19 protein-coding genes and 1 pseudogene are annotated in these 20,519 nt (G+C 47.6%); 11 read left to right on the plus strand and 9 right to left on the minus strand.

Annotation, left to right across the window (positions count from 1 at the left end):
- From J3348_RS13200 to J3348_RS13220, 5 genes and pseudogenes are all read left to right on the plus strand, one after another.
- Positions 1–455 (plus strand): annotated as a pseudogene (locus J3348_RS13200) (tetracycline resistance ribosomal protection protein); the annotation flags it as partial.
- 81 nt (positions 456–536) lie between these two features.
- Entirely contained in the window at positions 537–998 is a 462-nt protein-coding gene (locus tag J3348_RS13205) for an XRE family transcriptional regulator (RefSeq protein ID WP_207699146.1), read from the plus strand.
- Positions 968–2,260 carry a TRAP transporter large permease gene (locus J3348_RS13210; protein WP_005946462.1) on the plus strand — a complete coding sequence of 431 codons (1,293 nt, stop codon included), beginning with the start codon at positions 968–970 and terminating at the stop codon, positions 2,258–2,260. Before J3348_RS13205 ends, J3348_RS13210 begins: the two co-directional genes overlap by 31 nt.
- A gap of 159 nt (positions 2,261–2,419) precedes the next feature.
- Positions 2,420–3,793 carry a sodium-dependent transporter gene (locus J3348_RS13215; RefSeq protein ID WP_097780897.1) on the plus strand — a complete coding sequence of 458 codons (1,374 nt, stop codon included), beginning with the start codon at positions 2,420–2,422 and terminating at the stop codon, positions 3,791–3,793.
- Positions 3,794–4,551: 758 nt separating this feature from the next.
- Positions 4,552–4,956, plus strand: coding sequence for an AbrB/MazE/SpoVT family DNA-binding domain-containing protein (locus J3348_RS13220; protein ID WP_015536742.1), 405 nt, complete (start codon positions 4,552–4,554; stop codon positions 4,954–4,956).
- 57 nt (positions 4,957–5,013) lie between these two features.
- On the opposite strand, the gene J3348_RS13225 is transcribed toward J3348_RS13220, so the two are convergent.
- The 5 genes from J3348_RS13225 to J3348_RS13245 all read right to left on the minus strand — a co-directional run bounded on the left by J3348_RS13225 (position 5,014) and on the right by J3348_RS13245 (position 9,211).
- Positions 5,014–6,405, minus strand: a complete 1,392-nt coding sequence (locus tag J3348_RS13225) for a site-specific integrase (protein ID WP_113992753.1) — start codon at positions 6,403–6,405, stop codon at positions 5,014–5,016.
- Entirely contained in the window at positions 6,405–7,295 is an 891-nt protein-coding gene (locus J3348_RS13230; protein WP_207699147.1) for a helix-turn-helix domain-containing protein, read from the minus strand. Before J3348_RS13230 ends, J3348_RS13225 begins: the two co-directional genes overlap by 1 nt.
- Before the next feature lie 90 nt (positions 7,296–7,385).
- The gene (locus J3348_RS14425) at positions 7,386–7,631 is read right to left on the minus strand and encodes a helix-turn-helix domain-containing protein (RefSeq protein WP_005933015.1); all 246 of its coding nucleotides are present in this window, start codon (positions 7,629–7,631) and stop codon (positions 7,386–7,388) included.
- A gap of 30 nt (positions 7,632–7,661) precedes the next feature.
- Positions 7,662–8,447: a DUF6551 family protein gene (locus J3348_RS13240; RefSeq protein ID WP_097773969.1), complete on the minus strand. Its 786-nt coding sequence runs from the start codon at positions 8,445–8,447 to the stop codon at positions 7,662–7,664.
- A complete protein-coding gene (locus J3348_RS13245) occupies positions 8,444–9,211 on the minus strand; it encodes a type II toxin-antitoxin system PemK/MazF family toxin (protein ID WP_223474137.1) in 768 nt (255 codons plus the stop codon). Before J3348_RS13245 ends, J3348_RS13240 begins: the two co-directional genes overlap by 4 nt.
- Positions 9,212–9,862: 651 nt before the next feature.
- Here J3348_RS13245 and J3348_RS13250 point away from each other — a divergent pair.
- Complete coding sequence (locus J3348_RS13250) at positions 9,863–11,260, plus strand: ATP-binding protein (protein ID WP_113992752.1); 1,398 nt, start codon at positions 9,863–9,865, stop codon at positions 11,258–11,260.
- Positions 11,261–11,316: 56 nt separating this feature from the next.
- Here the strand turns inward: J3348_RS13250 and J3348_RS13255 are convergent, their stop codons facing one another.
- The 3 genes from J3348_RS13255 to J3348_RS13265 all read right to left on the minus strand — a co-directional run bounded on the left by J3348_RS13255 (position 11,317) and on the right by J3348_RS13265 (position 13,119).
- Entirely contained in the window at positions 11,317–11,604 is a 288-nt protein-coding gene (locus tag J3348_RS13255; RefSeq protein WP_005928332.1) for a helix-turn-helix transcriptional regulator, read from the minus strand.
- 526 nt (positions 11,605–12,130) lie between these two features.
- Positions 12,131–12,838: an ImmA/IrrE family metallo-endopeptidase gene (locus J3348_RS13260; protein ID WP_181573319.1), complete on the minus strand. Its 708-nt coding sequence runs from the start codon at positions 12,836–12,838 to the stop codon at positions 12,131–12,133.
- Complete coding sequence (locus tag J3348_RS13265) at positions 12,838–13,119, minus strand: hypothetical protein (protein ID WP_005928337.1); 282 nt, start codon at positions 13,117–13,119, stop codon at positions 12,838–12,840. The genes J3348_RS13260 and J3348_RS13265 overlap by 1 nt, the downstream gene beginning before the upstream one ends.
- Before the next feature lie 449 nt (positions 13,120–13,568).
- Between J3348_RS13265 and J3348_RS14300 the strand changes: the two genes are divergently transcribed.
- The 5 genes from J3348_RS14300 (at position 13,569) to J3348_RS13290 (ending at position 19,080) form a co-directional block, all read left to right on the plus strand.
- The gene (locus J3348_RS14300) at positions 13,569–13,793 is read left to right on the plus strand and encodes a hypothetical protein (RefSeq protein WP_242703002.1); all 225 of its coding nucleotides are present in this window, start codon (positions 13,569–13,571) and stop codon (positions 13,791–13,793) included.
- Between the two features lie 211 nt (positions 13,794–14,004).
- The gene (locus J3348_RS13275) at positions 14,005–14,697 is read left to right on the plus strand and encodes a response regulator transcription factor (protein ID WP_007890426.1); all 693 of its coding nucleotides are present in this window, start codon (positions 14,005–14,007) and stop codon (positions 14,695–14,697) included.
- Positions 14,694–15,725: a HAMP domain-containing sensor histidine kinase gene (locus tag J3348_RS13280; RefSeq protein ID WP_115714960.1), complete on the plus strand. Its 1,032-nt coding sequence runs from the start codon at positions 14,694–14,696 to the stop codon at positions 15,723–15,725. Before J3348_RS13275 ends, J3348_RS13280 begins: the two co-directional genes overlap by 4 nt.
- A gap of 182 nt (positions 15,726–15,907) precedes the next feature.
- The gene (locus J3348_RS13285) at positions 15,908–16,573 is read left to right on the plus strand and encodes an ABC transporter ATP-binding protein (protein ID WP_115714959.1); all 666 of its coding nucleotides are present in this window, start codon (positions 15,908–15,910) and stop codon (positions 16,571–16,573) included.
- A gap of 14 nt (positions 16,574–16,587) precedes the next feature.
- Complete coding sequence (locus J3348_RS13290; protein WP_115714958.1) at positions 16,588–19,080, plus strand: ABC transporter permease; 2,493 nt, start codon at positions 16,588–16,590, stop codon at positions 19,078–19,080.
- Positions 19,081–19,336: 256 nt separating this feature from the next.
- Here J3348_RS13290 and J3348_RS13295 read toward each other — a convergent pair whose 3' ends face one another.
- Positions 19,337–20,377, minus strand: a complete 1,041-nt coding sequence (locus J3348_RS13295) for a DUF6076 domain-containing protein (protein ID WP_110104246.1) — start codon at positions 20,375–20,377, stop codon at positions 19,337–19,339.
- Positions 20,378–20,519: the final 142 nt, after the last annotated feature.

Here is a 20,519-nt window from a genome sequence, read left to right on the forward strand (position 1 = left end):
TGTTCGGCTGGAACGTAACGGACTGTAAGATTTGCTTTGAATACGGGCTTTATTACAGTCCGGTCAGCACGCCGGCGGACTTCCGCTCATTGGCCCCGATTGTATTGGAACAGGCATTGAAGGAATCAGGGACGCAACTGCTGGAACCTTATCTCTCCTTCACCCTCTATGCGCCCCGGGAATATCTTTCCAGGGCTTATCATGATGCACCGAAATACTGTGCCACCATCGAAACGGTCCAGGTAAAAAAGGATGAAGTTGTCTTTACTGGCGAGATTCCCGCCCGCTGTATACAGGCATACCGTACTGATCTGGCCTTTTACACCAACGGGCAGAGCGTATGCCTTACAGAACTGAAAGGGTATCAGGCCGCTGTCGGCAAGCCAGTCATCCAGCCCCGCCGTCCAAACAGCCGCCTGGACAAGGTGCGCTATATGTTTCAGAAGATAATGTAACGTCTTGCGCAATGCAAGCGTTCATTGCTGGCTATTGCGAAATATCATTGATAAAATCAGTATCAGAGAGGAGAAACTATTTTGAACCAGGAACAGACGAATATTACAACAGGAAAGCAAATACGTCATCTGCGAACACAATTGGGAATGACACAGGAAGAACTAGCCGGGGAATTGAATGTTACCCGGCAGGCACTATCGAATTGGGAGAGAGATGTTAATGAACCCGATTTAAATATGTTGAAAAAAATTTGCTTTCTTTTTGGAGTCAACATGGACGATTTTGCGAAGGAGGTAATAACAAAGATGGAAACATATGAAAAAAAGGAGAAACGACAATTTAATAAGTACGATATGGCAATTGGACTTTTTTATGGTGTTGGTATATTTCTTGGCATTGGTATTTTCTTTGTTGGCGGTTTTATGACAATGTCAGGTGCAGGGTGGGGAGCATCACTATTTGGCGGTGGCTGTTTTTCTCTTGTATTTGGCTTGATATGCCATACACAACTATGGCAATGCTCATCCTTCTGGTGCTGCTGATCTTTTTTGCCGCGCTGGGCATCCCGCTGGCCTTCGCCATCGGCGCTTCCTGTGTGACTTACATCCTGATCTATGCACCTACCTTTATTACCATGCTGCCGCAGCGCGTGTGGAACGGTGCCTACAGTGAGCTGATGATCGCTATGCCGCTGTTCATGCTGGCTGGCGAACTGATGAACACCGGCGGCATCACCCAGCGCATCATCAACTTCTGTATGGAGCTGCTGCGGCCCATCCGCGGCGGTCTGGGCGAAGTGAACATCGTGGCTTCCATGATCTTTGGCGGTATTTCCGGCTCCTCTGTGGCCGATACCTCGGCTCTGGGTTCCATCCTGATCCCCGCCATGGAGAAGGAAGGCTACCCGCCGGAAGCTTCTGCCGGTATCACGGTGGCATCCTCCACCATGGGCATGATCATCCCGCCCTCCACCCCCATGATCGTTTACTCCATGATCTCCGGTGCATCGGTGGGTGCGCTGTTCGTGGCAGGTGCCGTGCCCGGCATCCTGATCGGCCTGACCCAGCTGGTGCTGGTGTACATCATCAGCGCCAAGAAGGGCTGGCATCCGGAAAAGATCAAGTTTGACGGCAAGCGCGCTGCCAAGAGCCTGCTTTCCGGCATTCCTGCCCTCATCATGCCGCTGTTCATCATCATCTGCGTTTCCTTCGGCGTGTGCACTGCATCCGAAAGTGCCGGTGTGGCCGTGCTGTATTCCATGCTGGTGGGCTTCTTCGTCTACAAGGAGCTGACATGGAAGGGTGTCTGGGAGGCTTTGAAAAAGACCCTGATCTCTTCTTCCTCCATCATGCTCATCATCGGCTTTACCACCATCTTTACATGGGTGCTGACCATGCAGAAGGTGCCGCAGACGGTGGGTGCCTTCTTCATGTCCCTGAACATGCCCGCATGGGCCATTGCACTGATCTTTGATGTGCTGATCCTGATGATCGGCACCTTCATCGATGTCAGCCCGGCCATCCTGCTGCTCACCCCCATCCTGCTGCCGGTCATGGTGCAGTACGGCTTCTCGCCGCTGCAGTTCGGTGCCATGATGATCACCGGTCTGGCCATCGGTCTGGTCACCCCGCCGGTTGGCATGTGCCTGAACGCCTGCAACAAGATCAACCGCATGCCCATCATCGAGATCTTCAAGGGCGCAGCGCCCTACGTGATCTGCAACGTGATCGTTCTGATCTCCATCAGCCTGTGGGGCCCGCTTACTACCGCCCTGCCGCAGCTGCTGGGCTACAGCATCTTCTGAGATCAACGCGTATACCTCTTATAAAAAACAGGCAGCGCTCCCTTGCGGGGCGCTGTTTGTTTTTTGCACGCAAACAGGCGGGACAGTTGTATTTGACGGACAGATATGGTACACTAAGGCCACTTGTGTATAGGAATATAGGAAAAGAGGAATTAAATCATGGATACGCAAAAACAAAAGCGCAGCGCCTTTTCCGGCAAGATCGGCTTTGTGCTGTCGGCCGCAGGCGCTTCGGTAGGTCTGGGCAACATCTGGCGGTTTCCGTACCTCGCCGCGAAATACGGCGGCGGCATTTTTCTGCTGGTGTACATCGTGCTGGCCGTCACCTTTGGCTACACGATGATCGTGGCCGAAACGGCACTGGGCCGCATGACCCACAAAAGCCCGGTGGGTGCCTTTGGAGCTTTTGGCAAAAAGGGCGGCCTGCGGTTCGGCGGCTGGATCAATGCGGTCATTCCCATTCTGATCGTGCCGTACTATTCGGTCATCGGCGGCTGGGTCATCCGCTATCTGTCGGAGTATATCAGCGGCCATGGCAGTGAGCTTTCGCAGGACGGTTATTTTTCCAATTTCATTTCCAGCGGACTGTCGGCAGAGGTGTGCTTTCTGATCTTCACGGCCTTTACGCTGGCCATCATCTTTGCAGGTGTGCGCAACGGCGTGGAGCGTGTTTCCAAGGTGATGATGCCGGTGCTGGTGGTGCTTTCGGTGGTCATTGCGGGCTACTCGGTCACGCGCCCGGGTGCGTTGGCAGGCGTGAAGTATTTTCTGGTGCCGAACGTGGCAAACTTTTCCTGGATGACGGTGGTCACGGCCATGGGCCAGATGTTCTATTCGCTGTCCATCGCTATGGGCATTCTGGTCACCTTTGGCTCCTATATGAAGAAGGAGGTCTCCATTGAGGAATCCACCGAGAACGTGGAGGTGTTTGACACGGCCATTGCCATCATGGCGGGCCTGATGATCATTCCGGCGGTGTTCTCCTTCTCCGGCGGCGACCCGGACACCCTGCAGGCCGGCCCGGCGCTGATGTTCATTACCATCCCCAAGGTATTCGAGAGCATGGGCTTTGGCCATGTGGTGGGCATCCTGTTCTTTTTGCTGGTGCTGTTTGCAGCCGTGACCAGCTCCATTGCCCTGACCGAGAGCGCTGTCTCCACCTTTGAGGACGAGCTGGGCTGGAGCCGCGAGCGCGCAACGGCACTGATCGGCCTGATCATGGTGGCGCTGGGCAGCCTTTCGGCACTGGGCTATGGCCCGCTGGCGGGCGTGACGGTGTTCGGAATGCAGTTTCTGGATTTCTTCGATTTCCTCACCAACTCTGTCATGATGCCCATTGCAGCCATTGCTATCTGCCTGCTGGTGTCCCGCGTGATCGGCGTGCAGAAGATCGAAGAAGAGGTGACGCTGGGCGGCAAGCCCTTCCGCCGTAAAAAGATCTTCAACTTCATGATCCAGTATCTGTGCCCCATCTTTGCGGCCATTATCCTGATCAGCTCTGTGGCAAATGCTCTGGGCTGGATCGCAATGTAAAAACAAAAAAGCGCAGAAGGTGTTTCTCAAAGGAAGCCTTCTGCGCTTTTTTGTATGTCCAAAAGGTTTTCTTATGCTGTGAAGTTGCATAAAGCATAGAAAACGGCGATTTTGGCCTCAATTAGCTGGAAGCCTGATTTTATTAGCTGGAACCGAAAATTCTGCTAATGGCATTCGCTGGCTAATTTTGGTGATAGGTTCAAAATGAAAAATGCGAAGATCGTCTTTCACATGGAAAAATGACCTTCGCATTTTCTTAAAATGGCGTCCCCGCCCGGATTCGAACCGGGGGCCTCAGGCTTAGGAGTAGGGGCTGAAGCCATAAATCCTAGGCAAAAGTAGGTAAAACAAGTAACGTTTTATCAATTGATTTTTTGTTGCGCTGTCAATCTGAGTAAAGAACACAAACCCCGAAATAAAACGAGTAAAAGGCTTTTCATTAGCAGAAAATTAGCAGAGCTAATGAAAAGTGGAAGGTTCATTGTAAAATGCCCACCTTTCATTAGCTGGGAAGTGTACGTTTCCCTACGGATATTTGCTTGTTTAGCATTCGTGAACCAGACCATACAGCCGTAGCTGGTGTGATGGACAAATGTTTTCAATAGAAAAAGACCAGAGCTTTCTGCGAGAAAACTCTGGTCTATGTAACAGTGCGAATGGAAATGCGCATTGTCTTGTAAAAGGAAGGGGCTTATGGTATTCTTACGGGAGTAAAGGCACTGGATGCAAGGAACTTTGCGTGATTTTAGGAGTGTGCGATGGAAAAGAAATTTAATATTGTAGTCGGTGAAGATGGAACTGTAAAACTCCCAGATGCGGTTCTGGAAAAACTTGAAGTCAAACCCGGAGAGGAAGTTCGCTTCGAGGTAGATGACAATTTCTATGCAGTCAGGCTTCTATCGCGGATAGAAGCTGAACGCTTGGATTACTTGAATTGGATGCATAATAAACATTGCCCCTCTATTGAGGAAATGATTGCAGAGTCGAGAAAACAAGCCACTCAGAACATTGTGATCTCCCGTATCCTTGATGGGATGCCGGCAGAAAAAATCGCAGAAGGCTATGAAGTTTCACTCGATTATGTAAAACAGCTTACACATCAGCTGAAGATGGACATAGAGGAAGCTAAGGCGAAAAAACACAAAGAAACGGGATCATCCTAAAACAGATAGCGGCAGTTTTCCATATACGGAAAACTGCCGCTGTTTATGTATAGAGGCTTATAGGTTCTTTGCAAGATTTTTAATGAGTGTAGCCATAGAGGGGTCAGCCAGCAGTTTAGCAAGAGCTGCTGCCGCATCTGTATCGACTGGACTGGCTTTGGGAGTGGATTGCTCTGCGCGAGGGAGGGCTTCAGGCTCTGCACCATGATGCTGATAGAAGAAATCGTCGAATCGTTGTGCGTTCAAACGCCGATCATCATCCAGAATGTGTGCGTACTGCTCGGTGACCATCGAAGCCTGTGCATGACCGGAATCGCCCTGCACGGCTTTGATATCGCCGCCGTTCAGCTTGAGCTTGTATGTAATGCTGGAGTGTCGGAAGCTGTGGAAAACCACTTTGGGGAGATCGTTTTCCTCAATCAGCTGCTTCAATGCACCGTTAATGGTGGATTGTTCGGTCGGCATTCCCAGCGGGCCGGCAACCACGAGATTATAGTCTGCATACTCTGCACCCAGTGCGTCCTTTGTCATGTCCTGCTCGGCTTTATAGTGGACAAGCATTTCAGCAACTGTTTTGGGGAGAAAAATGGTTCGGATACTGCTGTCTGTTTTAGGGCTTTTCAGAACCTGGACCGTGGTGCAGCGGGAACTCAGCGAGGGAAAACGAGTGATGACATTTTTATTTTCCAAGGCGTTCAGCGAAGCAATATCTACACGCTGCAATTCCTTATTTATGTAAATGGAGGCTCGCCCGGCTTCAATGCTTTCGGGGGAGATATCCACACAATCCCATGTCAGACCGAGCAATTCCCCTAAGCGCAGGGAACAAGAGAAGGAGAGGTTGATGCAAAGCCGGAGCCGTGGATCATCACAGACTTCTAAGGCATGGAACAGGGTCTCGGCAGTCCAGATATCACGCTTCTTTGCAGTGTATTTGGGCAAGGTGGCATAAATACAGGGATTCTTTTCCATAAGTTCCCACTTTACAGCCTGCTCAAAGGCACTTCTCAAAATTTTGTGAACCGAACGAACCGTGCCGGGAGAAACGTATTGATGCTGACGCTTTCCACACATAGGGTCAACGGCTTCGTATTTAAGCAGCCGCTGATAATATCCCTCAATTACGCGGGTGGTGAGATCTTGCAGCTTCATTGAGCCGATAAGCGGTTCTATGTAGTTTGAAATCAGTGCAGTGTTTGATTGATAGGTTGAAAGTGCCCATTTGGTTCTTCCGTACAGGGTGACGTATTCTTTAAGCAGGTCTTTTAGAGTTCGGCACTGGGGTGCCACAAAGGTACCGACGGATTCTTTGTATTCGACCTCTTTCTTACGGTTTTTGGCATCTGCAAGGTCGGTAAAGGTTTCCCATTTCTGCTTTAGCGTTCCATTAGTGTGTTTGTAGGTATAGACAACGCAGTATCGGTTATTGCGTTTGACAATGCTAGCCATTATACATCCTCCTCTACTTTACGTTTGGACTTCAGAACTTCATCGAAAGCATCTTTTTGGATGCGTTTTACCCTTCCCAACTTCATCGTTGGAATTCCTTCTTTGAGAACCCACGAGTCAAGTGTTGGGCGGCTGATTCCGTAAAAAGCCTGAATTTCCTGAAAACTGTAGTATTTCCCATTCTTGGGACATTGCAGTTTTAGCGGCGGCTCCTCATGCGTTTCTTTTTTCGGTTTTTGAAGTTGGTATGTAGATTGGCTTTTAAGCCATGCCTTAAAACTTTTTTTGGTAATGCGCGGCCTGTCGGCCACGCGCTCAATGACGAAACAATCTCGGTATTTTTTGCAATCAAGAATCCCATAAACATTCTTGCGTGGGATACCGAGTAGTTTTGCCATTTCCGGGATGGAGACGGTTTGCGCTTCAATCTCCCGGTCACGCTCACGGTCGGCTGCTGTGCGGTAGCGACTTTGTGATCGGTACCACCGCTCAAAGTCCTCTTTGGGAATTCTCATACAGAAGTCTGCCGTTTCTGTTTTCAACTTGCCCTGTCGGATGAGTGTATAGATCGTTTCGGGTTTCACCTTCAATATCTCGGCGGCGTCAGGAACGGAATAGGACCGTTTGCAAAGTTCCTCGCCCGGTGGCGAACCATTGACCTTATGATATTTGACCTGATTGGCATACCATTTCTCAAAGCTGGAAATAACGATACGCCTTTTGTCGTTTATCAGAATGACTTCAAAGAGATTCTTATGAAGCAGCCAATAGCTGTCTGTTTTGCCAAGGCCGAGAAGCTGCCGCATCTCACGAACCGACATGGTGGTTTTGGTAGTGGCAGGTTCAGCTTTTCCGTATAAGGGAGCCGAAGTATTCCGCATATCATCCATGAAAGACACCTCTCTATCTATGTAAAAGTTTAGCCGGGATTTCTCATCCCGGCTAAAGAATAGCAGATTTCGCGTGAAATGTTGAGGATGTCAAACAGCAGGATTGCGTTCAACAGTGCCATCATTGAGCCATGCTTCAAAGCTGGCTTTGGAAATACGGTAAGCGCCGCTTACCTTGAACCAGCGGAATTCGTTCTGCTTCAGCAGACGGTAGACAGTGGGACGGCTCAGGAGCAGCATTTCCATCAGGTCTTCTACGGTATAGCAGCGGCTGTCCTTTGCTGTGGAAACAGGGGAGGAAACCGAGTTGGGCGAAGGTTCTTCATGGATAATCATTGGATAATACCTCGTTAAATATACTTAAAGTTAAAACTTGAGCGGCAATGCAGCCCGGCGGCTGCCACCATTATAAATAGTATAGACCTGCTGAAGGTACTTCGTCTTGCCGGGAAGGCTTACGCCTGCGGTTCGTGCAAGGCGAAAAATCGTGAATGCATCGACCTGCCGCAGTTTGGCAATCAGACGGCTTTTACTGTATTCGGAGTGGTACAGTTCTACAAAGCGGCAGATGCCGAGCAGATTTGCAGAACTCATGGAATCAGGTTCTCCGTCCCACGCATTCAGCAAAACATCAAGGGATTCGATATACAGTTCAGGACCAAGCCGGATGAATTCGTGATAGGCGGTTGCGATGCAGCTGATCCGCTGCTTGCCCCGGCCTTCTTCAAAAGAAAGATGAACGCCAGCCAATTCGGTGGCCTGCTGGAATGCAACGGCAGCAGGCTCCCCTGCAAAAATCAGGGCACGGAGCTTCTGTCCTGCACTCAGCCGTTCCGAAATGCCTGTCTGCTGTGCAAACAGGAGGGCTTCTTCTCGTTCTGTCATACCAAAATAAACCTTGCAGCGAATCTGCAAATCTTCGCCGCCGTTCAGAAATTTCCGTGCAGCGATGGTGTTCTGTCCGTCCATCACATAGTAGTGACCATCCCGGAAGCTGATCTTCGGCTCATTGGCAACCCGCTCGTCAAATTCTTTTGCGATGCGGGCAACACGAGCGGGGTGAAGAGCACGCTGATAAGTGTCGCGCGGCACGATCAGTTCGCTGCTGTTCAGGCACATCTCATGGTAAGGTTTTACAACTGCGTTCATCATAAAGGAACCTCCTTCTTCTTTTGCAGAAAATCAATTCCTGATTGGATAATCAAACCGATTTTCTTCTTTTCGTTATCGGATAAGTGAAAACTGGAATACCGTTCATAACAGATATTCCAGCGGAACATAAGCGATTGAAGTGCATCATCCAGTTCTGCGACCATGAACTCAACAGAAGATTCTGTTGGGGTGGAGAGCATCCTTTCCGATATCTGCTCAATGCTATGTAAATCGCCTTTTGTGTGCTTGGTGAGAGCAGGGGGCTGACTGTTCAGCACACGAAGATTCTGAAACTGCTGGGAGAGCAGCTCTTTTGCAGCGGCGAGAACATCCTCCTGCGGAGGAGCCGTAAGGTATTTTCGGAATGACTTATACCCAATGAAGCCAAAGCTGTATTGCAGACACACTGACACTTGCCGCATTTCATATTTGGACAGGTGCCCAAGGTAGCTTAACACTCTGGATTTATCTGCGGGGCGCGGACTTTCGCAAATCGCCATAGATGGCGCACTCAAAAAGCGATTGTGCAGAATAAAATGCGTCGGCATATTTCGCTTTTTGATCTGTGTTGTCAGCGGAACGACCAGAAGAACATTGGAATAAAAATTACCGTCATCGTTCTGGACAACAATGGCAGGTCGGATGCCGCCTTGTTCGGAACCGCTGTAAGGATTCAGATCCATCATGTAGACATCCCCGCGCTTGTACATCCAGTTTGCGGGCATAGGCGGATACTTTTTCTCTTTTTTGCCTCGTGTTGCCAATTTGGATTTCTCCTTTCTATCCGTATATGTAACAGTGGGCTGCTCGCACAGCCCACCCTACTATCTCAAACAGCAAAAATGCTGTGATTTATAGTTCTATACCTTTCCGTATTTGTCCCCGACATCCCCGGAAAACGAAAACTCAGTTTTCGTGTGGGAAATCTTTCAGCCGTCCGGCAGCGTACCGAATCCATAGGGTTCTCACCTCTCCGTGGTTCTCACCGAGCTGCCCGAAGGCAGAAGTATCATTATTCTGTGATGGCTCTTAGCTATGGAGAAGCTGTCATCCATTTACCGTCAACCTACCGCTCATTCCCTCAGTGGGAGATCATCGCATTTGTTACGGACGTGGCTCATCATCACAGGAACGTGACTGAAGAATGCGTGTTCAATTTTCAAGGGGCGGGATAGCTTGAGGGCTGCTTTGAACGCTTTCCGAAGCTATGGCTGTATTGTAACCGATGCGGAACGAAATGAACAGGAACTCAGAGTTCACAATTTTTGAGGAAAATAGGAAGTATCGTTCCTGTTTCTCGATGAGCCGTCAAAAATATATTTCTTGACTTTATGTAAGAAATGAAGTATTATACTCGTAAGAAACTAACTTACGAGTATATAAATTCGATAAATACACTTTGGGGAGGGAACAAAATGAGCCGATTTTACTGCCGCGATGAGGAACTTCGGAAGTTAAACAAACGATATGAGAATGGAAAGTTTGAATGCGTTGTCATTTACGGCAGACGCCGTGTTGGAAAAACTGCGCTGATCAATGAATTCTGCAAGGATAAACCGACCATTTTCTTCTCTGCCTTGAATACGACCGGAAAAGAAAATCTGGAAGCCTTGTCCAAGGCAATCATGAGTTTTGAACGACCCAATGCAGAATCATCTCCGGAATTTACAACCTACGATGCAGCATTGGACGAACTGACAGCTCTCTCCAAGGAGCAGCGGATCGTATTTGTAATTGATGAGTATCCTTATCTTGCAAAGGCTAAACCCGCTATTTCCGCAATGCTTCAGCACATCATCGACCATAAATGGACAGAGTCCCAAATGTACCTGATCCTGTGTGGCTCGTCCATGAGTTTTATGGAAAGTCAGGTTTTGGGCAAAGAAAGCCCTCTGTATGGGCGCAGAACAGCGCAATTCAAGATCATGCCGCTGGATTACAAGGAAACAGCGGTGTTCCATCCGAATCTGTCCGAGGAAGATAACGCCCTGATTTATGGCATCACAGGCGGCGTTCCGCATTATATCAACAAATTGGATGTTCGGGACAGCGTAGATGAAGCACTGATGGAAAACTTGTTTGACCGTTCCAGCTACCTCTATGAGGAACCGGCCAACCTGTTAAAGCAGGAGCTGCGTGAGCCAGCAATTTATAATGCAATCATCAAGGCAATTGCAGAGGGGGCTTCTCGCCTGAATGATATCACCACGAAAGTTGGTGAAGAAAACTCTGTGGTGGCGAAGTACCTCAAAACGTTGATAGACCTTGGAATCGTCAAAAAGGAAACGCCGATCACTGAGAAACCGGGCAAAAAAACGATCTATCTTCTGGCAGACAATTTTTTTCGTTTTTGGTACCGTTTTGTGCCGGTCAATGCAAGTGCCATTGATTCGGGGCGGATCGCAAAGACCTACCCCCATGCGGTGAAGCAGTATTTTCCAGACTATATGGGTCTGATTTTTGAGAAGATGTGCCAAGACTACTTGCTCTATTATGCGAATGATCTTCCTATCGAGTTGAGTGAGATTGGGCAGTGGTGGGGAACCGACCCTCAAAAAAAGAAGCAGATACAAATCGATATTGTCGGTAGGCCGGTTGAGGGCAATGACTATATCATCGGCTCCTGCAAATATCGCAATGAAAAAATCGGTTTGGACGAACTGGAACTGATTCGGGAATATGCAGCAGTCTTTGGGAAAGGAACAAACTACCACTACTACATTTTCTCGAAAGGCGGATTTACGGACGGACTACTTCAGGCACAGGAACGCGGAGAAGTACAGCTGCTTACCCTTGCCGATATTTTTGAATAACACAAGAAACGCTCTTGTCGGTGTAAAACCGGCAGGAGCGTTTCTTGTTGAAGTGATTATAAAAGACCTTTGATTTTTTCAAGATGATCTATAGCGGCTTGCAGTTCATTTTGAAACTGATCCCTAGAAGGATCTCGGCCCAAAAGAAGATAATCCATACTGACATGGAAGTATTCTGCAATATCGATCAGGATTTTTACAGAGCCATTGGAGCTTCCCCTTTCAAGATCGCCGAGGTGGCGATGGGAAACACCAAGTTTTTCAGCAAGTTTTTCCTGCGATAACTTCGCATTTGTACGCAAAGTAAAAATACGGTTACCAATAGCATTCGGATCAAAACTCATGTGTGACCTCCAAATTTTCGATAAAGCGTGAGAAGTCGAAAACTCGGAGTTGCTACGGATATCTAGCCGCTTGGGGCATCCACGAAAAACGGACAAACATAAAGCCTGCTCCTTTTTACGGGAGCAGGCTTCCTGAAGGCTAAAAAAATAGCCGGACAACAACCAACTGAGAGATCTTCAAAGAAAATCTCTCAATCAGCTGTTGCCCGGCTATTTGGAGCACGTTTCATACATTGCCTTGCGGCAATGGCCCGTTGCTCGGAGCGAACAGTCCATATTCAGGGTGCAATGCACCCGTATTTGTTAAAATGCCTGGAAAATCACCGGCATCTAAATGCCAGATCAAGTCTCAGGGTTTCTTTGCATCTATTGCACTTCACTTGTAGTATACCTGAACACCCCTCGATTTTTTGGTATAACTTATTTCCACAAACAGGGCAAAATCTCCAGCCTATGCTAAATTCTGCCTGCTGTGTAGTAGTCGGTGCTTTACCGGCAAAGGGACGGTTCTTTAACTGAATCATATTCATTCTCCAAATCGCATGATGTCCAATGGATGGCAGTGGATGGGTTTGCCTTTTATAACCTGCATCTGCTGCAGTCTGATCCTGATTGCAGACCAAGAAACCCCAATCCGTCGAGCCATCTCCAGAATTTTTTCATAGTTAGGGTCAGACACTGATTTGTACAGAATCCCATTTGGCAGAGTCAACGCTACACGTTCTATTTCGGCATTGATCAGAAATGTTGGCATCAGCAGCTCTGCTGCAAGGGTATCCGCCTGCCATTCTTCCCACGAGGGCTTTCCGTTTCTCTCCCGATAGGCAATGTGCCCACGGCACTTGACTGCTTTTCCGTAGTCGTTCGGAAACAGATCAGCCAAAATCTGATGTGCTGCTTCATGCGCTATTGTGAAATTCCGGCATCCAGTGCATCTGTCTGCCGCAAGAGCAGAATCGATTACGATATCCCTCGGCATAAATACTTCAACAAGCTTTGTTCCATCCTCAAGGGTTGCGGTGAAGCTACATCTCTGGAAAACCGTTAATCCAAGGATGTGACCATCGCTACACAGCGGCAACATCTTCAGATTCAGTCCAAGAACAGAATTTGCAAACTGCTCTGGGTTAATAGGAGCGGGGTCATTTTTGCTTATTCCGAAGAGTGCATAGTACATTTCAATATATTTGCCTGCTATGCACGAAAGTTCTGCACGCGATAAGTATCTTGCCATTATGAAGCCCTACCTTCTGATGTGGCACAGTAGGCTTCCACGAACCACTTGCCCTTTTCAAGCCAAAGATTCCGCTTCTGCCCGCAAATCAGGCAGGTGAAGCAATGCCCTTTCACGCCAAAACGTGATGTGCCGTGCTTGACTGCCAAGACACGATCAATTCCATAAGTACGAGTCTTGTCATAGTTTATGGCAAGAGGACGGATCTTGCCGTCAGGAGTAAAACGAACATCCACTTCGACGTATCTTTTCTCACGGCGAAGGTTGTAATCACCACACATCAGAATTCCTCCTTTTTGCAGATTTATCAGAATGCAGCGTGTATTACTTGCGAATCATACTGCGTGCCACGAGCTGCTTTTCGTTTAACAGAGGAACGGACACTGTATGCTTTTTCCACTCATCCATAGAGCAGGTTACTGCTTTGCACAGACGGCATTTTGTCCAGCCGTCGGTTGCATCAAGATCTACATCATAGTTCATGGTTCCGCACATCGGGCATCTTAAATTTTCTTTTCTCATATTATCACCTCTCAAAAACGCCAAATATACACGATTTCGGTCCAGAATCAACACCAAAAAGCTGTTATTTGCGGATTTGATTCGATTATACGCCCACTTTATGGAGATGTCAATTACGCATTTGTCGCCATTTTGGAGATTTCTTGTTGATTTCTTATCTTTTCTATACTATAATAGAGCTACCGGATCACAAAGGAGTGTTCTTGCTATGAAAAAGAAAACTGCGCTCACCAAAATGCACATAGCCCCATCTACGGTGTGCTATGATGCAGTCGCCGCAAGGGATAGTAATGAGGTTGGTCTGATTCTCGCAGCTGTACGAAAAAGGAATGGCTATTCACTTGTAACTTTCTCCGAACTTCTCCGCCACTATGGCGTCGATGTCAGTGACAAGGGAATCAGTAAATGGGAAAAAGGAGTTTCCCATAGTTAAAGATACCACACCAAATATGATGAACCCACGCTTATACACTACCAGCTATAATAAACCGCAAGGACAGCAATTTGATGATACTGCTGTCCTTTCTTTTATAAAATTGCAGTACACATAAAAAAGCTGTAAAATGATAAATATATTTGTCCTTGTAACATTTCACGGACATTTGCCTGTTATACTATCTGCAAAAAGCAAAGGAAGTGAGGATATGAAGCAGATTTTAATTGTCGAGGACGACAGTTTTTTGAATAAGATGTTGGCCTATAACCTGACAGCAGACGGCTACGGCGTGACTTCTGCCCTAAATGCCAGAACCGCAGCCGAAGCCATCCGCCAGCGGGAATTTAATTTAGTGCTGCTGGACATCAACCTGCCGGACGGGAACGGTTTTGAACTGTGCAAGCTGATAAAGCCCCAGCACCCGGATACCATCGTGATTTTCCTGACCGCCAACGATCAGGAAAGCGACCAGATACGGGGCTATGAGGTGGGCGCGGTGGACTACATCACAAAGCCCTTTGTGATCGGGGCCTTGCAGCGGAAAATCAAAGCCATGTTCGCCATGCTGGAACACCACAAACCGGCCAAGGACATTTACGACGACGGGCGGCTGTTTCTGGACTTCTCGGAACAGACGGCTTCCTTAAATGGCAAGCCCCTGACCCTATCCCCGATGGAGTACAAAATGCTGAACCTGTTCCGCAAAAATCCCCGGCAAGTGCTGACCCGTGGGCAGCTTTTGGAAAAGCTGTGGGATATAGACGAAAGGTTTGTAGACGAACACACCCTGACAACTTCTATCAGCCGGATTCGCAGCAAGATTGAATCCGACGGCGGCGCGCCCTACATCAAGACCGTTTACGGCATGGGCTATCAATGGACGGGAGGCGAGGCAAAATGAAGTTTCAAAACCTCTCGGTAAAGCGGCTGTTTGGCCGGGTGGCAATAGGGTTTGCCCTCTCCATGTCCGGGATCACCATAGCCCTTTTTCTTGTGACAAAACAGACGGCGGTGCTGCTGACGGGCGGGGCGCTGCTGTTGTGCGCCCTTGTAGGGATTTTTGTACTGACGCAGGCGTTTGGAAAACGGTTATCACAGTTTACCGCTGACCTGTGCCAGACCTTAGACCACATGATTGCCGGAAATGAAGCGCCCCAGCGGCCAGAGGACAGCGAAACCCAGCTTGCCAGAATCGGACACCGGCTGGCAAGGCTTTACCAGATCATGCAGGAGAACCGCCGCCGGGTGGACGAGGAACGGCAGGAGTTACAGACCCTTGTATCGGATATTTCCCATCAGGTGAAAACGCCGGTAAGCAATCTGAAAATGGCGACGGACACCCTGCTGGAAAAGCCTATGGCCGAGGCAGAGCGCACCGACTTTATCCGGGGAATCCGCAGCCAGACGGATAAGCTGGACTTTCTCTTTCAGGCCCTTGTGAAAACCTCCCGTCTGGAAACAGGCGTGATCCAGTTGGACAAGAAACCGGGCCGCCTCTTTGATACCGTGGCACAGGCCATGAGTGGGATCGTGTATGCAGCGGAGAAAAAGGAAATCGCCGTGTCCGTGGACTGCCCGGAGGATTTGACCGTTTCCCATGACAGCAAGTGGACATCGGAAGCCCTCTTTAACCTGCTGGACAATGCGGTGAAGTACACCCCGGCAGGCGGGAAAATCACTGTGTCTGTGGTGCTGTGGGAAATGTATGTGGAAATCAAAGTGACCGACACTGGCAAGGGCATTTCCGAAAGCAATCAGGCCGCTATCTTCCAGCGCTTCTATCGTGAGGAAGAAGTACACGAACAGCAGGGTGTGGGCATTGGCCTGTATCTGGCCCGCGAGATCGTAACGCGGCAGGGTGGCTATATCAAAGTGGTTTCGGAGCCGGGCAAGGGTTCGGAATTTTCCATTATGCTTCCCTTGCGTTGAGAGAAACTTTCTGCTTCGGGTCAAGTTGGCCCGAAGTGCAGAGATAAAATGAAATGTCCGAGCGTTGTAACATTTCACCTCAATTTTCAATGAATTTTTTTAGCCGCTGTAACATTTCGCGGACATTTGGGTTTTACAATACACTCATCAACAGGTAGGAAACCTTGAAAGGAGTTTTGAATATGAGCGTTTTACAGACGATTGACCTGAAAAAGTATTACGGTACAGAACCGAACATTACCCGCGCCCTTGACGGCGTGAACTTCTCCGTAAATGACGGTGAGTTTGTGGCCGTTGTGGGAACCTCCGGCAGCGGCAAGTCCACCCTGCTTCACATGATGGGCGGGCTGGACACTCCCACCAGCGGAACAGTGATTGTCCGAGGCGAAGAACTGGCAAAGAAGAACGACGAGCAGCTTACCATCTTTCGCCGCCGCAACATCGGCTTTATCTTCCAGAACTATAACCTTGTTCCGATCCTGAATGTGTATGAGAACATCGTCCTGCCGGTGGAGCTGGACGGGGACACGGTGGATCAGAAGTTTTTGGACGAAATCGTTCACCTGCTGGGGCTGGAAGATAAACTGAAAAATATGCCGAACAATCTTTCCGGCGGCCAGCAGCAGCGTGTGGCTATCGCCCGCGCCTTGATTACCAAACCGGCTATTGTGCTGGCCGACGAGCCGACCGGCAACCTTGACAGCAAGACCAGCGCCGAGGTGCTGGGACTTATCAAGCGTACCAGTGCGGAGTTTCGGCAAACTGTTGTGATGATTACCCACAACAACGACATTGCCCGCCTTGCAGATCGGATTGTCCGCATTGAGGACGGCAGGATTGTGGAATAAGGAGGTGGCAAGCTATGACATGGCCTTTTGAAAATGATACCAGTGACATTGAAAAGAAGCTGGCAAAGCGCAGTTTGCATCGTGAACGGCAGCGTAATTTATTTGCAATCATTGCTCTTGTGCTAACTGCATTTATGATAACTGCGACATTCAGTATTGGTTTTAGTTACTTTGAAACCTACCAAATGCAACAAATTCGGTTAATGGGAACTACCGCTGATGTCGGAATCACAAATGTAACAGAAAATCAGTTGGTTGACATTTCAAAATCAAACCTTGTCCTTGACGTAGGTATACAGCAGCGTTTAGGCAGTGTTGATACAGAGCAACTGCAAAATGCGAGATTAGGTATAGTTTGGATAGATGATACCGAGTGGGAACACCACCGTCTTCCTACTATATCAGGTGTTGTAGGAAATTACCCATCAAGTAAAAACGAAATTATGCTACCTACATGGGTGCTTGAACAGATGGGCATTTCTGATCCGCAAATAGGGATGGAGATTGTGTTGTCGTACCAAATTGGCGATAGCTATAATTATGTCTCAGACACCTTTTTGCTGTCGGGCTACTATACGGACTACATTCCAATGCGCACAAATAATCGTGGTTATGTTTATGTTTCATCCGCTTTTAAGGATAGCTTAAATGTATCACTGGATAATAGTGTTACGGCAATGATCCGTTTTCAAGGCAATGATAATGCTGACAAAAACTGTGAAAGATTGCGGCGTGAGATTGACTTTACAGAAGGGCAAACATTTGAAATTGCACCATTAGAACAGGCAAATGGTGGAACTATTATTTTAGCTGTAATAATTTTAGCAGTTTTTATATCCTTTAGCGGCTATCTGCTGATTTATAATATTCTTTATGTCTCTGTCGTAAAAGATGTGCAATTCTATGGCCGTCTTAAAACGATTGGAACGACCCAAAGGCAGATAAAAAGAATTATCTATAAGCAGGCAATCAGAATCTCTTGTATTGGTATTCCGATTGGTCTGTTACTTGGTGCGGTTGTTTCCTTTGGCATTGTTCCTTACTTCCTGAATATGATGTATTCAACAAATTCTGATGTGGGAACAAAAGTATCTTTTTCGCCGTTTATTTTCATAGGATCGGCCATATTTACGTTCATTACCGTTATGATTGCAAGCATGAAGCCCGCCAAAATTGCCGGAAGTGTTTCACCAATAGCAGCACTCCAATATACAGCAGCCAGCACAAAGAGCAGCGCCAGAAATTGTAGCAAAATGAAGTTGTCCAGAATGGCATGGAACAATGTCTTTCGTAATGCTAAGAGTACAACCCTTGTTTTTGCATCGCTTTTTTTCGGCCTTTCCTTGTTCCTTGTCGTCACAGGGCTATTACATGGTTTAAGCCCGGAGAATTATGTGAGCCAATGGGGAGTAAGCGATTTTGCACTCACATATAGTATCCACGAAAGAGAAGATTTAATTTCCAGCGAAATGGTTTCAGAGATTGGTCAGCTTGACGGCATTGAGAATTTGAGGTTGACCTATGCACCTTATCCTCAAGTAGCAGCAGATGTTGTATATGACGATGCTGTATTTCACGAGTTTCTTGCGTCATTAGACGGAGTAAACGGCATTGATTTTTCTGATCCGGCAAAATTAGAAAATTATCAGCAAAACTTTTTTAGCGGGGTTTTTGGAATTGACAGTGCATATTTGGAAGAAATCAATAAAACCTTAAACTTGCCTATTGACACGTCTGCCTTTGAACAAGGAAAGGTTGTGCTGCTGTCCAAAACAGTAGAAGGCCTTATTCAGCCGGGGCAGGAAATAACAATCCAGACGCAGAACGGACAGCATTCCTTTATTGTAGCGAACGGTTATTTGAATGAAGGGTTTCGAGCAGGTGGAGACAATGAGAGAGGGACGGCTCCTGATTTGTATATTAGTCAAACAGCTTTGAAAGAACTCTTTCCGCAATATAGAGTGTTCCGCGTGGCCTTTGATACGGATGGTCAACATGACGAAAGTATACTGCAAGAATTAAAGCAAATCACCGCATCACAAGCTAACATTGATATTATATCCCGATATGAACGGCGAGAAGAAATGCAGGAATATCTCATTACAGCAAAGGTTTTAGGAACAGGGTTGTCCGTGATCCTGCTGCTTGTTGGTGTCATGAACTTTGTCAATACAATGGTTGTCAATGTAAATACTCGGCGCTATGAATTAGCTGTTCTTGAAAGCATTGGAATGACAAAGCGACAAATCAAACGAATGCTATTTATGGAAGGTTTCTATTATTGGGGCGTTTCCCTTTCCCTTGCAGTCACCATTGGAACAGCAATCTTCATCTTGCTATATATGGTTTTTAGTAAAGTGGCCTATTATGCTGTTTTCTCCTATCCATTTATCCCACTGGTGCTGGTGTCTGGACTGGTGTTGCTAATCTGCCTTATTGTGCCTATATGGGTCTACAAAACTGACGTTAACCTTCCAGTTGTGGAACGATTGCGGTTGACAGAGTGAGTTTTATCAAATAGCAAAACATCCTTAGATCAATCATATCGAAGCGGAGCAGATTTTAGCTGCTCCGCTTCTTTAGTATTTTTCAAAAAATTCTTTTGAAATGTCCGAGCTTTGTAACAATTCAGCCTGTTTTTCTGTCGAAATCAAAGGCACCTCGGACATTTATAGTTCTTCCAAAAGTTTGATGATAATATTACCATTCATGGAAGAAGCAATCTGTTATTGCAATAATGCGAAATTGACGATAGAAAGTTTTTCATATCTCGGTCAGCTCAACAATTACATTACTCTGCTGATACAGCCAGTCCGCAAATTCTTTCGGGCTGGCCATTCCTGTTTTTACAGCTTTTTTTCTCTGTAAGGCTTCTTTCTTAAAGTCAGCAAAGGCAGCCTGTATTTTTTCCAGACGGTCAGCCGGAAAGCCTGCGGTATTTTTTACCCGGTTTATTTTGTTGCGCCAGTTCTGGCATTCATTTTTATAAAGCAGGTCATAGTTATTTTCTCTTGCCCTCTCGTCAAATTCCCGCTTGTTTTGAAGCGCCTGTGCTTTTCGGCATTTGTCACTGCACAGCTCATATCGCTGGCTCTTTGCCAGAAAATATTTCCCGCAGACCTTGCACTGCCGGAAACAAAGCCCCCAGTCATTCAGCCTGTTCAGATAATAGGTAATCAACGGGTAGAGGGACGCATAGGCAGACACACATTCTTCTGTGCGCCGGTTGTCCGGGAACCAGAGGTCAAGCCGGGTATCTTCTGACGGTGCGCCTTTGAAATAAAGGCTGCCAGCTTGAAAATGTTTCGGTTTTCCTGTCTCCCTGTCAAAGCTCATGGTTTCGTTTTGGAATACCCCGGTCAGTCTGCTCATTTTATCCATGAAGCGGTCACAGGCAGCGTTACGGTCACGGGGTTCTCTGGCAAGCAGATAGCTGTTCCAGATACGGAACGCCACATACATTTTCAGAGGGTCATTGCTAAGATATTTTCCCCAGAGAAATTCGCTTGCCGTCTGCTCCAGCTCCGGCTGTTTCCATCGGTTGGAGCGGAGGGCTTGCCGCAGCGGAGAAAGCCCGTATAAGTTCCAATCTCTGTCCGTGTCACGCTCAAAGTTTATCAAAAAAGTCCCCAGCGGGCGTTTCATATCACAAAGCACCTCGGCGTTTTGGCTCCCGTTCAGCTGGAAGCGGATCTGCTGTTCTTCCCCAATCAAAATCCGCTCTTTCATTTTCTTCCTGTCCAGCGTCAGGACAAACAAAATCCTCTCAAAACATGGCTCATGCCGTATAAACTGATTCTCCATCCCTATCCCCTGCCTTTGTCTATGGTAATTATATAATTTAGTTATATCCGTTACACTCATGGTAACGCAGAAGCATTGTTTTGTCAATGATGGTCCGCTATGATGATTGTAGTTGGTAATTTCGTACCACACAGTACCTTGA

This window comes from Faecalibacterium sp. Marseille-Q4896, assembly GCF_017377615.1.
In the GTDB taxonomy this organism is placed as follows: domain Bacteria; phylum Bacillota; class Clostridia; order Oscillospirales; family Ruminococcaceae; genus Faecalibacterium; species Faecalibacterium taiwanense.

What these genes read in the sequence shown, in the direction of transcription:
- J3348_RS13210 (WP_005946462.1), top strand. Translation starts at nt 968, where the DNA reads ATGGCAATGCTCATCCTTCTGGTGCTGCTGATCTTTTTTGCCGCGCTG.
- J3348_RS13215 (WP_097780897.1), top strand. Translation starts at nt 2,420, where the DNA reads ATGGATACGCAAAAACAAAAGCGCAGCGCCTTTTCCGGCAAGATCGGC.
- J3348_RS13220 (WP_015536742.1), top strand. Translation starts at nt 4,552, where the DNA reads ATGGAAAAGAAATTTAATATTGTAGTCGGTGAAGATGGAACTGTAAAA.
- J3348_RS13225 (WP_113992753.1), bottom strand. Translation starts at nt 6,405, where the DNA reads ATGGCTAGCATTGTCAAACGCAATAACCGATACTGCGTTGTCTATACC.
- J3348_RS13230 (WP_207699147.1), bottom strand. Translation starts at nt 7,295, where the DNA reads ATGGATGATATGCGGAATACTTCGGCTCCCTTATACGGAAAAGCTGAA.
- J3348_RS14425 (WP_005933015.1), bottom strand. Translation starts at nt 7,631, where the DNA reads ATGATTATCCATGAAGAACCTTCGCCCAACTCGGTTTCCTCCCCTGTT.
- J3348_RS13240 (WP_097773969.1), bottom strand. Translation starts at nt 8,447, where the DNA reads ATGATGAACGCAGTTGTAAAACCTTACCATGAGATGTGCCTGAACAGC.
- J3348_RS13250 (WP_113992752.1), top strand. Translation starts at nt 9,863, where the DNA reads ATGAGCCGATTTTACTGCCGCGATGAGGAACTTCGGAAGTTAAACAAA.
- J3348_RS13255 (WP_005928332.1), bottom strand. Translation starts at nt 11,604, where the DNA reads ATGAGTTTTGATCCGAATGCTATTGGTAACCGTATTTTTACTTTGCGT.
- J3348_RS13260 (WP_181573319.1), bottom strand. Translation starts at nt 12,838, where the DNA reads ATGGCAAGATACTTATCGCGTGCAGAACTTTCGTGCATAGCAGGCAAA.
- J3348_RS13265 (WP_005928337.1), bottom strand. Translation starts at nt 13,119, where the DNA reads ATGTGTGGTGATTACAACCTTCGCCGTGAGAAAAGATACGTCGAAGTG.
- J3348_RS14300 (WP_242703002.1), top strand. Translation starts at nt 13,569, where the DNA reads ATGAAAAAGAAAACTGCGCTCACCAAAATGCACATAGCCCCATCTACG.
- J3348_RS13275 (WP_007890426.1), top strand. Translation starts at nt 14,005, where the DNA reads ATGAAGCAGATTTTAATTGTCGAGGACGACAGTTTTTTGAATAAGATG.
- J3348_RS13280 (WP_115714960.1), top strand. Translation starts at nt 14,694, where the DNA reads ATGAAGTTTCAAAACCTCTCGGTAAAGCGGCTGTTTGGCCGGGTGGCA.
- J3348_RS13285 (WP_115714959.1), top strand. Translation starts at nt 15,908, where the DNA reads ATGAGCGTTTTACAGACGATTGACCTGAAAAAGTATTACGGTACAGAA.
- J3348_RS13290 (WP_115714958.1), top strand. Translation starts at nt 16,588, where the DNA reads ATGACATGGCCTTTTGAAAATGATACCAGTGACATTGAAAAGAAGCTG.
- J3348_RS13295 (WP_110104246.1), bottom strand. Translation starts at nt 20,377, where the DNA reads ATGGAGAATCAGTTTATACGGCATGAGCCATGTTTTGAGAGGATTTTG.